Genomic DNA, 13,541 nt, shown 5'->3' with positions numbered 1-13,541 from the left:
GGCCGATCCATTTCCCCTGAAATTGGTGAGTTGAAAAATGCTACGTACATTTCGAGGCGGCCTCCTGATTGGTCTGGCGGTCGCAGCCGCGATCCTGGCCGGCGCCATCACCTATGAGCGCTATGACACCAAGACCCTGAAGCGAACGATCCGCCGCGGCGAAGTGCTGTGCGGCGTCAACAGGGGCCTGCCCGGCTTCTCGAACCCCGACGACAAGGGCGACTGGACCGGCTTCGACGTCGATTTCTGCCGCGCGGTAGCGGCGGCAATCTTCGACGATCCCAAGAAAGCGAGCTTCGTGCCGCTGGACGCCAACGAGCGCTTCAAGGAGCTGCAGAACCGCAAGGTCGACATCCTCTCGCGCAACTCGACCTGGAGCATGTCGCGAGAAACCAATTATGACCTCTACTTCCCGGCGGTCGCCTATTATGACGGCCAGGGCTTCATGTTGCCGCAGTCCCGCAAGATCGATTCCGCGCTGGACCTGAACGGCAGCAAGGTGTGCGTCCAGGACGGCACGACCACGCTGCTCAATCTCGCGGACTATTTCCGTGCCAACAACATGAAATACACGGAGATGAAGTTTCCCAAGCTGGAAGAGGTGATCAAGGCCTACGAGTCCGGCAAGTGCGACACCTTAACCGCCGACGTTTCCCAGCTCTACGCGCTGCGGCTGAATCTGACCCAGCCGGCCGACCACGTCATCCTGCCCGACGTCATCTCCAAGGAGCCGCTGGCCCCCGTGGTGCGCCAGCGCGACGACGACTGGATGATGCTGGTGAAGTGGACGCTGTATGCGATGATCAACGCCGAGGAGCTCGGCGTCACCTCGAAGAATATCGACGAGGCGCTGAAGTCGAAGAAGCCGGACGTGATGCGGCTGGTCGGCACCGAAGGCACCTACGGCGAAGACCTCGGCCTGCCCAAGGACTGGGCCGCCCGCATCATTCGCCACGTCGGCAATTACGGTGAAATCTACGAGCGCAATGTCGGCTCGGGATCGCGACTCAAGATCCCGCGCGGTCTGAACTCGCTGTGGAGCAACGGCGGCATCCAGTACGCCCCGCCGATCCGGTAAGATTTTCGAGCACCGAAGCGACCACAACCACTTCCGTCGTGCCCGGCCTTGTGCCGGGCATCCACGTCTTTACTTGCTTAGTTGAAGCAAAGACGTGGATGGCCGGGTCATCTAGAGTCTTTCCGATTTAGACGGAAGCATATCCAGCGTTGCGCAGATAGTTTGCGCATTCTTGCGGTGTGAAGTGTTGGAGAAGGCTGCCAATTTGGCGCCACACGCCTTCGATGGTGCGCTCTTCGGCTTTGCGGAGCAGGGTTTTGAGCTTTGCGAAGACCTGCTCGATCGGATTGAGGTCCGGGCTATAGGGCGGAAGGAAGACGAGCCGTGCGCCGGCAGCTCGGATAGCTCTTCGGATAGCGGGACCCTTGTGGGAGCCGAGATTGTCCATGACGACAATGTCGCCAGGTTGGAGCGTTGGCACCAGCAACTGCTCGACATAGGCACGGAAGCTCTCGCCGTTGATCGGCCCGTCGATGACGCAGGGCGCAGCGATGCGGTCGTGCCGGAGTGCTGCGAGGAAGGTCATCGTCCGCCAATGGCCGTGCGGGACCTGAGCCTTGAGCGGGATGCCCCGTCGCCACCAACCATGGGTACGGGTCATGTTGGTCTTGGCCCAGGTCTCATCAATGAAGACGAGACGGGTAGGTTCGATTTTCGATTGGTGCCGTCTCCACCAGGCGCGGCGGCGCGCGATATCAGGACGATCCTGCTCAGCCGCGAACACGGTTTTTTTTGAAGCTGATGCCCTGGCGCTTGAGGAACCGCCAGAGCGTGTCGCAGGACACCGCGACACCGCGTTCGCCAAGTTCTGCCAGCAGCGCGTGCAAGGTCAGATCAGGTTTCTCGGCCAGCCGAGCCAGCAGCCAGTCGCGCTCGCCTTCCAGCAGGTAAGGCCGCCTGCCGCCCATCGGCTTGGCCGCCGCACTGCCCGTCGCGCGCGCCCGCTGCGACCACTTCACGACGCTCGCAACGCTGACGTCATACAGTTCTGCCACCGCTCGGCACGTCTCACCACTCGCAACCAACCCGACAACACGCTCACGCAGATCCAGTGAGTATGCTCGCGCCATCCTTGCTGGCCTCCGTCCCAGCAGGAAAATTGAATCAGAGCCCACCTGATTTGGGAATCCCCGATTCAGAAAAAGTCGGAAACACTCTAGCGCGAAGACGCGCTTCGCGCTTTTGCCCGGCCATGACGGTTAGTAATCAGATGCCGGCCTCTCGTCGTCATTGCGAGCGAAGCGAAGCAATCCATACTTTCTTTGTGGCCGTGGATTGCTTCGCTTCGCTCGCAATGACGGGGTTGGCTTAGTAGCTCTTCATCCGCGCCAACTGATCGGCGTGGTAGTTCGCGTCGCCGAACAATTCCTGGCAGACCCGTGCGCGCTTCATGAAGAAGCCGATGTCGAACTGGTCGGTCATGCCCATGCCGCCATGCATCTGCACGCCTTCCTGGACCGCCCGCGTCGCGGTGGTGCCGGCGCGGGCCTTGGCGACCGCCACCGCAGCACTGGCGTGATCGAAATCGCCGTCCAGCGTCTGCAGCGCCTTCAGCACCGCGGCGCGGGTGATCTCGATATCGATATAGAGCTCGGCGGCGCGATGTTGCAGCGCCTGGAATTCGCCGATCAGCTTGCCGAACTGCTTGCGCTCCTTCAGATAGGTGACGGTGCGGCCGAATACTTCTTCGCTTAAGCCGACCATTTCGGACGCCACCACTGCGCGGCCGATATTGAGCACGCCTTCCAGCAGGGGCCCGCCCTGATCGACCTCGCCGAGCACGTGATCGGCATTGACCTCGACATTAACGAAGTCGATCCGCGCCGCGTTATGTGAGTCCACCATCGCGGTGCGCTCGACCGCGACGCCCTTGGCCTTGGGATCGACCAGGAACAGCGTCAGCCCGTTGCGCTCGCCGGCGGCGCCGCCGCTGCGCGCCGCTACGATCAGCAGATCGGCGGTGTGGCCGTCGACCACGAACGCCTTGGCGCCATCAAGCTTGAACCCGTTGCCCGATCGCACCGCCTGCAGTTTGGTCTGCAGCGGGCGATGTTTGGCGCCCTCGTCGATCGCGAGTGCTGCCAGCAGCGAGCCGTCGGAAATCTTCGGCAGGTACGCCGCTTTCTGCGCCTCGCTACCGCCGCGCGACAGCGCGGACGCGGCCAGCACCGCGGTCGAAAGGAACGGCGACGGCATCAAGGTGCGGCCGATTTCCTCCATCACCACGCCGGCCTCGACGCAGCCGAGCCCGCTGCCGCCGAAATTCTCCGGCACCAACAGGCCGGCAAATCCCATCTCGGCAAACGCTTTCCAGAGCTCGCGGGAAAACCCGGTTTCATCCTTGGCGTCGCGCAGCTTGCGCAGATGCGACACCGGCGCCTTGTCGCTGATAAGGCCGCGCGCGCTGTCGCGCAGCATGGATTGTTCTTCGGTGAGGACGAGTGCCATTGGGGATTTCCGGTTCAGATGAATGCGTGATTTGCTAACTCGTCATTCCGGGGCGGCGCGAAGCGGCGAACCCGGAATCTCGAAGTTCCGGGTTCGATGCTGCGCATCGCCCCGGAACGACGACGGAGGAGCCTACGCCCCCGGCAGATCGAGGATGCGCTTGGCGACGATGCCGAGCATCACCTCCGAGGTGCCGCCTTCGATCGAATTGGCCTTGGTGCGCAGCCAGGCGCGCGGGCGGGCGCCGCCTTTGGAGCGCTCGCTTTCCCACTCCAGCGCATCGGCGCCGCCGGCCGACATCAGGATTTCGTAGCGGCGCTTGTTGAGCTCGGTGCCGTAATATTTCATCGCCGAGGAAAACGCCGGATGCGACTGGCCCACCTTGGCGAGATCGACCGCGCGCTCGGCCGCCGCCGATAGCGCCGCCTCGTCGATCTCGAAGGTCGAGATCTGGCTGCGCAGCATCGAATCTTCCAGCCGGCCCTGCTCGTCGGTGCCGACGGAGTCGGCGGCGACCTGGCCGAGCGGCCGGCCGAAGCCGCGCTCGCCCATGCCCGAGATCATCGCGCGCTCGTGCTGCAGCAGATATTTCGCCACATCCCAGCCGCGGTTGACGGTGCCGAGCACATGCGATTTCGGCACGCGCACATTGTCGAAGAAGGTTTCGCAGAACGGCGAGTAGCCGGAGATCAGCAGGATCGGCTTGGTCGTCACCCCCTTCGAGGTCATGTCGAACAGGATGAAGCTGATGCCGTCATGCTTCTTGGCTGACGCGTCCGTGCGCACCAGGCAAAAGATCCAGTCGGCGTAATTCGCGTAGGAAGTCCAGATCTTCTGGCCGTTGATGACATAGTCGTCGCCGTCGCTCTCGGCGCGGGTCTGCAGCGAGGCGAGGTCCGATCCGGCATTCGGCTCGGAATAGCCCTGGCACCAGCGGATCAGGCCGGCGGTGATCTTCGGCAGATGTTCCTTCTTCTGCGCTTCGGTGCCGTATTTGAGCAGCGCCGGCCCGAGCATGGAAATGCCGAACGAGGTCAGCGGCTGCCGGGCGCCGATCGCCGCCATCTCCTGGCGCACGATCTTGGCCTGCTCCGGATCGAGGCCGCCACCGCCGTATTCCTTGGGCCAATGCGGGCAAGTCCAGCCCTTGTCGCGCATCCGCTCGAACCAGATGCGCTGCGGCTCGGAAGAGAATTTGGCGTTGCGGCCACCCCAGAAGGTGTCGCTCTCCGAGGTCATCGGCCGCCGCATCTCCGGCGGGCAATTGGCTTCCAGCCAGGCGCGGGTCTCACGGCGAAAATTTTCCAAATCGGACATATCGGCGTTTCCATGTGGGAATGTTGGATCGACCTTAGCTATCGCATTGCGGAATTCAATAACCATCTCGGCCACGCCATGCTCCGGCCGCGGTGGTCACGATGCCAGATCGGGTGTATCGCAGGGCGCGCAACGATTGAAAAACAAGAGGAAACGGACATGCGGCTGAAGTTGCTTTCGCCTGGCGAAATGAACGCCGAGCAAAAAGAAACCTATGACGAGTCGATCGCCGGCAAGCGCGGTGCCGCGCCGGCGCCGATGATGGCCTGGCTCAACAGCCCCGCGATGGCGAAGCACGCCACCCGCCTGGGCGAGCAGCTTCGGTTCAACACCATCTTTCCGGCTAAACTGTCGGAGATCGCGATCCTCGTTACCGCGCGGCACTGGACCTCGCATTACGAATGGTATGCGCACAAACGCCTGGCGCTGAAAGGCGGCATGGACCCCAGGATCATCGACGACATCCGCGATCGCCGTACGCCCACCTTCGACGATCCGAAGGGCCAGATGATCTACGATGTCGCCAAATCCCTGCACGAAGGCCACGGCGTCTCCACATCGCTGTACGACGAGGCCGTGAAGGTGCTGACCGAACGCGGCGTCGTCGAAGTGATCGGCCTGTGCGGCTACTACACGATGGTGTCGATGACGCTGAACACCTTCGAGTTCGGGCTGCCCGAGGGCGAAGTGTCCGACCTTGCGTGAGGAACGGTCGCTGCATAGATCGCCGTAAGGCGGTCGTTGCACAGGAGAGAGCATGCCCGAAAACCCACCTATCATTGCCGGTACGCGGATCGGGCATGTGCACCTCAAGGTCGCCGATCTCGAGCGGGCGCTGGGGTTTTACTGCGGCGTACTCGGCTTCGAGGTGATGCAGCGGATGGGCGACAGCGCGGCGTTCATTTCGGCCGGCGGCTATCACCACCACATCGGCCTCAACACCTGGGAGAGCAAGGGCGGCCATCCGCCGCCGCCGGGCACCACCGGGCTGTTCCACACCGCGATCCTCTACCCCACCCGTCCGGCGCTCGCCGATGCGCTGCACCGCGTGATCAGCGCCGGCATCCAGCTCGACGGCGCCAGCGACCATGGCGTCAGCGAGGCGCTCTATCTACGCGACCCCGACGAGAACGGCGTCGAACTCTATCGCGACCGCCCGCAGGAAGAGTGGCCGCGCACGCCCGACGGCACGCTGTCGATGTTCACGAAGCGGCTCGATCTCGACGATTTGCTGCGCGCGAGGGAGACGTGAGGCCTGTAGCCCGGATGAGCGAAGCGATATCCGGGTGACTGCGAAACCGGTCCCGGATGTCGCGTCGCTCATCCGGGCTACAAGTTCTTTGCCCTCCCGCGAACCATGATCAGCACCGCCGCCGTCAATTCCACGCCGATGCAGCCGTAGAACGGCAGCGCATAACTGCCGGACATATCGCGCAGCAGGCCGATCACGCCGGGCCCGAACGCGTAGGTGATCTGGTTGATCGCGGTGATCAGGCTGACCAGCACGCCGAACGAACGCGGGTCGAACTCGCGCTGCACGATCAGCGACGGCAGCGTGATCAGGTTGCCGACGGAAAATCCGAACACCGCACAGGCCGCGATGACGGCAATATCATTGTGTACGTTGATCAGGACCAGCAGCGCGCCGGCCTGGCTGATGAACGACAGCGACGACGCCAGCCGCTGATGGAGCCGATCGATCACGAAGGAAAACAGCACGCGGCCGACCACCGCCATCGCCGTCAGGACGGCGACTGCAATCGCGGCCTTTTCGCGCCCGACCACCGAGTCCAGAAACGAGATCAGGTGAACGATGAAGCCGACCTGCGCGAACAGCACCAGCGCGAACGCAATCGACACCGAAAGGAAGGCGATATCGCGAAGCGCCCGCGCCCGGATCTGCGTCGGCGACGGCGCATCGGCCGCAGCCACGGCACTCGTGTAGGCGTGGACCGGAGGCTGCCCGACGAAGATCAGGATCACCGGCACCATCAGCGCGATCATCACGACGGCTGACGCGATCATCGCGCCTGAAAAGCCGAAATAGCCGATCGCCGCCACCAGCAGGGGGACGCCCACAATGCCGCCAAAACTCGCGCCGTTCAGCGCCAGGCTGATCGCCATGCCGCGCTTCTTGTCGAACCAGAGCCCGAGCGTGTTGTTGATGATGCTGAGGCTGGTGCCGGCCCAGCCGAACGCCAGCACCGCGTTGGCGAGATAAAGCTGCCAGGGCTCGGTGACCTGGCCGATCGAGATCGCGGCCGCCGCCATCGCGAACGTGCCCGCGATCAGGCAGTTGCGCGGGCCGAACGCCTTGATCGCCTCGGCGACAAAGGCAACCAGCGCCGCACCGAACAGATAGAAGAAGGTCGTGCCCGACGAGACCAGCGACGCCGGCCAGCCGTGCAGCCGATGCAGCTCGGCGACATAGACGCTCTGGCCGTAGAAGCCGAGCCCCCAGCCAAACGTCGCCAGCAGGAAGCAGACGACGACAATGCGCCAGCCATCGTAACGGATGGAGGTTTCGTCCAATTTGATGTGAGTGGAAGCGTCCAAACTATCAACCCTCTTGAGCCGTCATCGCCGCGAAGACGTTCTTCGCGCGTCTACCGGAGCAAGTCGATAGCCACCCTCCAAACTGCAAGGGTCACCACTTCGATGCGCATCGAACTGTCAGCAGATGGCAACTAGGTCGACGGCTTCGACGGGTCGTAGAAGAACCGCTCGCGAAAAATCCGGTCTCCGCGCCATTCCTGCAGCGCGACTTCGTCGAACCTTCCGGTCTTGCCGGAATGATAGACAAATTCGAACACCCAGTTGATCGCGACCCGGTCGCCCTCGACCACCGAGGCGACGCAAATCGAGGTCACGCTTTTTGCGCGCGCGAGCGCGGCGCGCTCATGCGCCACCAGGGCGTCGCGGCCGACCCGCGGCGGGGCGGCGTTCTCCTGCATGCTGGCGTCTTCGGTGTAATAGCGCTCGATCGCGCCGGCATGGTCACCGGAGACGACGGCCGCAATGAATTCATCGATACGGGCGCGCGACGGCATGGAACCTTCCAAGGAATTGATCAATCAAACGCCGGCTCGGGAATTTCCTCGACCACCTGCGAGCTCGCCCGCCGCTTCGCGAACGACGCAAACAGCAGGATTCCGAGCCCCAGCAGCACCGGCGGGAACACCACCATGTTGACGGCGGACCAGCCGTAATGGGCGAGCAACTGGCCGGACGAGAACGATCCGACCGCCATCATCCCGAACACCAGAAAATCGTTGAAGGCCTGCACCTTGTTGCGTTCCTGCGGCCGGTGCGTCTCCAGCACCAGCGCGGAAGCCCCGACGAACGCAAAATTCCAGCCGATTCCGAGCACGAACAACGTCGCCCAGAAATGCATCGCGGTGATCCCGGACAGACCGATCGCGGCCCCCGCGGCCTCCAGCGTCAGCCCGAGCGCGACGATCCGGGGCGCGCCGAAGCGCGCGATCAGCGAGCCCGTGAAGAAGCTCGGCCCGTACATCGCCACGATGTGCCACTGAATGCCGAAATTGGAATCGCTGACCGTGAGCCCGCACATCTTCATCGCCAGCGGCGCCGAGGTCATCACCAGGTTCATCATCGGATAGGCGATCACCCCGCACATCGCCGCCGCAATGAAGCGCGGCTGCCGCGCGATTTCGAACAACGGCCGCCCACCGTGCAGATCGGCCGCTGCCGGTTTCGGCGCGTCGACGCCCGACAGCACCGCCATCGCCACCAGCGCGACCAAGGCCTGCATCACGAAGCTGAAGGCGAACAGATAAGGCGGCCAGATATCCATGGTCCATTGCACGAGCTGCGGACCGAGCACGCCGGCGAACACGCCGCCCGCCATCACCCACGACACGGCTTTGGGCCGGAACGCTGCGCTGGCGCCGTCGGCCGCCGCGAAGCGATAGGATTGCGACACCGCGCCATAGAGCCCGCCGAGGAAGGTCGCGCCGCAAAACAGCCAGAACGATGCATGCAGGATCGCAAACGCGCCGAGCGCGCCGGTCAGCACGCCACAGAAGGTGCCGATGATGAAGGCTGTGCGGCGGCCATAGGCGCGCGAGATGGCGCCGGTCGGCAGGGTGCCGGCGGCGAGGCCGAGCACATACATCGACAGCGGCACGGTCGCGAGCGAGATCGAGGGCGCCAAGGTTGCGCCGACGATCGAGCCGGTGGCGAAAATCACCGCCGAATTGGCGCCGGTCAGCGCCTGTGCCGCGGCCAGCCGCAGCACGTTGGCTCGTGCCCGCGCGTCATTAGCGATCTCTTGGGCGTTCTCTTGCGTGGCTGTCTTATCCAACATCGGCATTCCCGCCCGGCAGGCGCCCGGCGGGGAGCCCTGAATCATTTCCGGCACTATGGAGAGGTGAGCCCGCGCCATCAACCGACGCAAACGGGCGCGCGCTATGCGCCGGCGTCACCCTTTGGTGATCGCCGCGTCACCGCTTGTGATCGCGCGAACACCAGAATCAGGTTGTTGGCGGGCATTTCCACGGTTTCGACCAGAGCGAGGCCAACGCCATCAGCCAATGCACCGAGTTCTCCGATGTCGCGCACACCCCATTCGGCATCGCGCTCGCGCAGGCTGGTGTCGAACACGGCGTTGCTGAGCGCGGTGTGCCTGCCGTCACGCTTGAAGGGGCCATAAAGAAACAGCCGCCCGTCCGGCCGCAGGTATCGCGCCGCACCGGCAAACAGCCCCTCGGCCACGCGCCATGGCGCGATGTGAACGACGTTGGCGCAGAATACCGCCAGCAATTCACCGGGACCGCTGCCGTCATGCATCGCCGGACACCAGGCGGGATCGGAAAGATCGATCGTTAGCGGCGGGCGAATGTTGGCAAGACCGGCATATTTAATCCACGCCGCGATGCTGCCGAGATGGCGTTCATTGGTATCGCTCGGCCACCAGGTGAGCTCGGGGCTATGCTTGGCAAAATGCACCACATGCTGGCCGGTGCCGCTACCGGCCTCCAGCACATCGCCGGATTTGCCGGCGAGGAATCGCTGCAACACCGCCCAGATCGGCCCATGGTTGCGATGGAACGCCGCCGCATCCAGTCGCCCATCGGGCTCGACCGGCCGACCATCCCTGCCGAATTCCACGACATATTCCGCCATGGCAGTCTTATACCGTATCGGCGGGCGATGGCTGCAACCAAAGTCGCGGCCGGCGGCGCGTCACTTTAGATCCCCGCAATAGATTTCCTTCAGCAATTGCAGAACGCGCAAGGCGCGCCGATCGACAACGCGGTAGTGCAGCGTCTGCGAGGCCCGCCGGAATTCGACCAGACCGTCGGCGCGCATTTTTGCAAGGTGCTGCGACAGAGCCGACTGGCTGAGCTTGGCGACGCCGACGAGTTCACCGACGGTCATCTCGCCACGCGCTGCCAGAAAGCAAAGAACCAGCAAACGCTTCTCGTGACCCAGCAATTTGAGAAGTTGCGCGGCCTCACCGGCCTGCTTCGCCAGTTTCCTCAGGGACGCCGCGTCGTCGGCGCTGGTTTTCGGGGGTGTCTTCGTGGCTGTTGCCGCAGCGGCTCGCATTGCTTCATTTCCAGTCGGTACCGGCGCCGACCAAGGCGCCGGCAGCAGTTTACCGCGGCCATGGTTATTTAGCATTGACTAAATTAGCGAATGCCGATACGCCTAAAAAAAAGCAATAAATGATGCGGCTACCTGACCGCGGATGGAAGGAAACATGCGGCCAAACCTCTGGCGCAGCATATCTCTATCGTCGAACGTTGCCGGCACGCCGCTCGGACGACGCTCCTTTCTGGGTCTCGGTGCCGCATTGACCGGCAGCCTCGCGATCGGTGCGAAGCCAGCCAATGCTGAGCCAGCGCCCGCCTCCCCGCCCGCGGATGCGCCCTGGTCGCAATCGATCGGCGCCGGCGTGGTCGATCGACCCTATGGCAGGCCCGCCGACTCCGAGGCCGGCGTCATCAGGCGCAACGTCCCGTGGCTGACTGCTGGCGCCGAATCTTCCGTCAGCTTTTCACCGCTGCAGGACCTGCACGGCATCATCACTCCCAATGGCCTGTTCTTCGAACGCCATCATGCGGGACGGCCAGACATCGATCCCGACCAGCACCGATTGATGATCCATGGCCTGGTCGAGCGGCCGCTGGTCCTCACCATGAAGGACATCGTGCGCTTTCCATCGACGTCGCGCATTCATTTCATCGAATGCCCGGCCAATGGCGGCATGGAATGGCGCGCCGCGCAGGTCAACTCGCTGCAGTTCAATCACGGCATGATCAGTTGCGCGGAATGGACCGGCGTGAAGCTATCGACCCTGCTCGACGAGGTCGGTGTCAGGAAGGAAGCGAAATGGGCGATGGTCGAGGGCGCCGACGGCGCGCACATGAACCGCAGCCTGACGCTCGACAAGTGTCTCGACGATTGCCTTGTGGTTTACGCACAAAATGGCGAGGCACTGCGGCCGGAACAGGGCTACCCATTGCGGCTGGTGGTGCCGGGCTGGGAAGGCAACGTCAACATCAAGTGGCTGCGACGGATCAAGCTCGGCGACAAGCCCTGGTTTTCCCGCGAAGAAACCTCGAAATATACCGACCTGATGCCGGACGGCACCTCACGCGGGTTCACCTGGCTGATCGACGCCAAGTCGGTGATCACATTCCCCTGTCCGGAAAAACCGCTCAGTGGCCCGGGCCTCTACGAGATCAGGGGATTGGCGTGGACCGGCAATGGCAAGGTCAAACGTGTCGACGTCTCGACCGACGGCGGCGTCAACTGGCAGACCGCACGGCTGCATGAACCGGTACTGTCGAAGGCGCTGACAAAATTCACGCTACCCTGGCAATGGGACGGCCGGCCCGCGCTGCTGGAATCGCGGGCGATCGACGAAACCGGCTACGTCCAACCGACCATTGCGCAGCTGCGAACGCAGCGCGGAACGAATTCGGTCTACCACAACAACTCGATCCAGACCTGGCAGATCAAGCCTGACGGGAGCGTATTTGATGTTCAGCTCGCGTGAACATTCCATGCTGCTCGGCCGTCGCCTGTTCCTTGGCCTGTTCCTTGGCTTGTTCCTTGGCCTGATGCTGGCCGCCGGCACCTTCGCAAGCGCAGCAGAGCCTGGGCACTTTGGTTATGGCAGCAAAGCCTCGCCCGAACAGATCGCCGGATGGGACATCGACGTACGCGGAGACGACGGCGTCGGCCTGCCCCCCGGCAGCGGCACCGTCAAACGGGGCGAGGAGGTCTACGCCGAGCAGTGTGCCGCCTGCCATGGAACCTTCGGCGAAGGCGAAGGCCGCTTTCCCAAACTGGTCGGCGGCCAGGGAACGCTCAAGGGGGAACGGCCCGAGCCGACGGTCGGCAGCTACTGGCCGTTTGCGCCGACGTTATGGGATTACATTAACCGCGCCATGCCGATGCCCGCGCCGCACACATTGTCAGCCGATGACGTTTATGCTTTGACAGCCTATGTTCTGAACCTGAACGACATCGTTCCGAATGAATTCGTTGCCGACCGGACCAGCCTGCCCACCGTCAAAATGCCCAATAGCGAAAGTTTCATCTGGACCGATCCAAGACCTGATACGATGGCGAGGCCATGCATGAACGCCTGTGCCGATCCCGCGGAAACCAGGATTGTGTCCACGGCTGAAGGCAAGCAATTGACGCCGCGCACGACGGGACCGCTCGATACCATGCAGTCAAAGTAGCCAACAGGAATGCCCTTGACCAAGCGCCTCTCAACGAAGCCCGTCACAAATCCGGCGCTCGCCCTGTTGCTGCTGGCAGGTATCGTGGCATTCGCAAATCCGGCCCATGCGCAGTCCGCGGCCGCCGAAGGCCAGAAGCTCGCCTTCGACCGCAGCAAGGGCAATTGCCTGACCTGCCATGTCATCAAGGGCGGCGACCTGCCCGGCTCGATCGCGCCGGAACTGGTCGACATCAAGAGCAAATATCCCAATCGCGCCGATCTCGTCGCCATTGTTACCGACGAAACCCTTCGCAATCCGCTGACCGTGATGCCTCCGTTCGGACGAAACCGGATCCTGACCGAGCAGGAGATCAACGCGGTGGTGGATTTCCTGCAGACGCTGTGATGCAAAGCCGTGGCGCGCGAGCGCACGCTTGAGGAGACTTTGGATGGACAGGACTGACACAAGGTTTTCGGCCACGCGGCGGCTGATCCTGCAAGGCACAGGCGCGGTCGCACTGGTCGGCCTCGGCAATATCCCCTTCGTGAGGGGTGCGTTCGCCGCCGCCAACGACAAGTATCCGGAAGACGCCTTCAAGGCGAGAACCGAAGCCGACGCAATCAAGGCGCTCTACGGCAAGCCCGCCGAGACGTCCGACAAGGTCAAGCTCGATGCGCCCGAAATCGCCGAGAACGGCGCCGTGGTGCCGGTATCGGTGACGACGACGCTTCCCGACGTGACCTCGATCTCGTTTCTGGTCAGCGAAAATCCGGTCGTGCTGGTGGCGTCCTACAAGATTCCCGCGGGCACGATGCCTGTTGTCGCCAATCGCATCAAGATGGCGAAGACCAGCAACGTCATCGTCATCGTCGAAGCTGGCGGCAAGGTCTACAGCACCACCAAAGAGGTCAAGGTCACCGTCGGCGGCTGCGGCGGCTAGTGCGCTTGATCCGGAAAAGCGGAACCGGTTTCCCCACCAGATCATGCGCAAA

General features: G+C 63.2%; 15 protein-coding genes. 7 read left to right on the top strand and 8 right to left on the bottom strand.

The window, feature by feature from the left end; all coding sequences use genetic code 11:
• Positions 1-37: 37 nt before the first annotated feature.
• Positions 38-1,078, top strand: a complete 1,041-nt coding sequence (locus FFI89_RS03445) for an amino acid ABC transporter substrate-binding protein (protein ID WP_138832917.1) — start codon at positions 38-40, stop codon at positions 1,076-1,078.
• 127 nt (positions 1,079-1,205) lie between these two features.
• Here FFI89_RS03445 and FFI89_RS03440 read toward each other — a convergent pair.
• The 3 genes from FFI89_RS03440 to FFI89_RS03430 form a co-directional block, all read right to left on the bottom strand.
• Positions 1,206-2,148 (bottom strand): IS630 family transposase gene (locus tag FFI89_RS03440; protein WP_138829534.1). Its coding sequence is split into 2 segments (ribosomal slippage): positions 1,206-1,811 and positions 1,813-2,148, totalling 942 coding nucleotides; the frame shifts between segments, so codons are not numbered across the junction.
• A gap of 238 nt (positions 2,149-2,386) precedes the next feature.
• Positions 2,387-3,526, bottom strand: coding sequence for an acyl-CoA dehydrogenase family protein (locus tag FFI89_RS03435; protein ID WP_138832913.1), 1,140 nt, complete (start codon positions 3,524-3,526; stop codon positions 2,387-2,389).
• 132 nt (positions 3,527-3,658) lie between these two features.
• On the bottom strand, positions 3,659-4,843 hold the full coding sequence (locus FFI89_RS03430) for an acyl-CoA dehydrogenase family protein (RefSeq protein WP_138832911.1): 1,185 nt from the start codon (positions 4,841-4,843) through the stop codon (positions 3,659-3,661).
• A gap of 159 nt (positions 4,844-5,002) precedes the next feature.
• Here FFI89_RS03430 and FFI89_RS03425 point away from each other — a divergent pair, with 159 nt between their 5' ends.
• Entirely contained in the window at positions 5,003-5,548 is a 546-nt protein-coding gene (locus FFI89_RS03425) for a carboxymuconolactone decarboxylase family protein (protein ID WP_138832909.1), read from the top strand.
• Between the two features lie 52 nt (positions 5,549-5,600).
• Positions 5,601-6,095, top strand: coding sequence for a VOC family protein (locus tag FFI89_RS03420; protein ID WP_138832907.1), 495 nt, complete (start codon positions 5,601-5,603; stop codon positions 6,093-6,095).
• Between the two features lie 77 nt (positions 6,096-6,172).
• Here FFI89_RS03420 and FFI89_RS03415 read toward each other — a convergent pair whose 3' ends face one another.
• The 5 genes from FFI89_RS03415 to FFI89_RS03395 form a co-directional block, all read right to left on the bottom strand.
• Positions 6,173-7,399, bottom strand: coding sequence for an MFS transporter (locus FFI89_RS03415; RefSeq protein ID WP_138832905.1), 1,227 nt, complete (start codon positions 7,397-7,399; stop codon positions 6,173-6,175).
• Between the two features lie 131 nt (positions 7,400-7,530).
• Positions 7,531-7,893 carry a nuclear transport factor 2 family protein gene (locus FFI89_RS03410; protein WP_138832903.1) on the bottom strand — a complete coding sequence of 121 codons (363 nt, stop codon included), beginning with the start codon at positions 7,891-7,893 and terminating at the stop codon, positions 7,531-7,533.
• Between the two features lie 20 nt (positions 7,894-7,913).
• Positions 7,914-9,173, bottom strand: coding sequence for an MFS transporter (locus tag FFI89_RS03405; protein ID WP_168212767.1), 1,260 nt, complete (start codon positions 9,171-9,173; stop codon positions 7,914-7,916).
• 101 nt (positions 9,174-9,274) lie between these two features.
• Positions 9,275-9,991, bottom strand: a complete 717-nt coding sequence (locus tag FFI89_RS03400) for a DUF938 domain-containing protein (RefSeq protein WP_138832899.1) — start codon at positions 9,989-9,991, stop codon at positions 9,275-9,277.
• 60 nt (positions 9,992-10,051) lie between these two features.
• Positions 10,052-10,417 carry a helix-turn-helix transcriptional regulator gene (locus FFI89_RS03395; protein WP_138832897.1) on the bottom strand — a complete coding sequence of 122 codons (366 nt, stop codon included), beginning with the start codon at positions 10,415-10,417 and terminating at the stop codon, positions 10,052-10,054.
• 154 nt (positions 10,418-10,571) lie between these two features.
• Here FFI89_RS03395 and soxC point away from each other — a divergent pair, with 154 nt between their 5' ends.
• The 4 genes from soxC to soxY all read left to right on the top strand — a co-directional run bounded on the left by soxC (position 10,572) and on the right by soxY (position 13,489).
• The gene (soxC, locus tag FFI89_RS03390) at positions 10,572-11,873 is read left to right on the top strand and encodes a sulfite dehydrogenase (protein WP_138832895.1); all 1,302 of its coding nucleotides are present in this window, start codon (positions 10,572-10,574) and stop codon (positions 11,871-11,873) included.
• Between the two features lie 64 nt (positions 11,874-11,937).
• On the top strand, positions 11,938-12,567 hold the full coding sequence (locus tag FFI89_RS03385; protein WP_138836063.1) for a c-type cytochrome: 630 nt from the start codon (positions 11,938-11,940) through the stop codon (positions 12,565-12,567).
• Positions 12,568-12,630: 63 nt separating this feature from the next.
• On the top strand, positions 12,631-12,954 hold the full coding sequence (gene soxX, locus FFI89_RS03380; RefSeq protein ID WP_246669579.1) for a sulfur oxidation c-type cytochrome SoxX: 324 nt from the start codon (positions 12,631-12,633) through the stop codon (positions 12,952-12,954).
• Between the two features lie 43 nt (positions 12,955-12,997).
• Complete coding sequence (gene soxY / locus FFI89_RS03375; protein WP_138832891.1) at positions 12,998-13,489, top strand: thiosulfate oxidation carrier protein SoxY; 492 nt, start codon at positions 12,998-13,000, stop codon at positions 13,487-13,489.
• The last annotated feature ends 52 nt before the right edge of the window (positions 13,490-13,541 follow it).

It is taken from the genome of Bradyrhizobium sp. KBS0727, from assembly GCF_005937885.2.
GTDB lineage: Bacteria > Pseudomonadota > Alphaproteobacteria > Rhizobiales > Xanthobacteraceae > Bradyrhizobium.
Note: the sequence above shows the minus strand (reverse complement) of the source record. Positions and strands in the feature narration are given on the sequence as shown.

Bases quoted from the DNA above. Each gene is read 5' to 3' on its own strand.
- FFI89_RS03445 (WP_138832917.1), top strand. From the start codon at position 38: ATGCTACGTACATTTCGAGGCGGCCTCCTGATTGGTCTGGCGGTCGCA.
- FFI89_RS03395 (WP_138832897.1), bottom strand. From the start codon at position 10,417: ATGCGAGCCGCTGCGGCAACAGCCACGAAGACACCCCCGAAAACCAGC.
- soxY (WP_138832891.1), top strand. From the start codon at position 12,998: ATGGACAGGACTGACACAAGGTTTTCGGCCACGCGGCGGCTGATCCTG.
- FFI89_RS03425 (WP_138832909.1), top strand. From the start codon at position 5,003: ATGCGGCTGAAGTTGCTTTCGCCTGGCGAAATGAACGCCGAGCAAAAA.
- FFI89_RS03385 (WP_138836063.1), top strand. From the start codon at position 11,938: ATGCTGGCCGCCGGCACCTTCGCAAGCGCAGCAGAGCCTGGGCACTTT.
- FFI89_RS03410 (WP_138832903.1), bottom strand. From the start codon at position 7,893: ATGCCGTCGCGCGCCCGTATCGATGAATTCATTGCGGCCGTCGTCTCC.
- FFI89_RS03400 (WP_138832899.1), bottom strand. From the start codon at position 9,991: ATGGCGGAATATGTCGTGGAATTCGGCAGGGATGGTCGGCCGGTCGAG.
- FFI89_RS03435 (WP_138832913.1), bottom strand. From the start codon at position 3,526: ATGGCACTCGTCCTCACCGAAGAACAATCCATGCTGCGCGACAGCGCG.
- soxC (WP_138832895.1), top strand. From the start codon at position 10,572: ATGCGGCCAAACCTCTGGCGCAGCATATCTCTATCGTCGAACGTTGCC.
- FFI89_RS03430 (WP_138832911.1), bottom strand. From the start codon at position 4,843: ATGTCCGATTTGGAAAATTTTCGCCGTGAGACCCGCGCCTGGCTGGAA.
- FFI89_RS03420 (WP_138832907.1), top strand. From the start codon at position 5,601: ATGCCCGAAAACCCACCTATCATTGCCGGTACGCGGATCGGGCATGTG.
- FFI89_RS03405 (WP_168212767.1), bottom strand. From the start codon at position 9,173: ATGTTGGATAAGACAGCCACGCAAGAGAACGCCCAAGAGATCGCTAAT.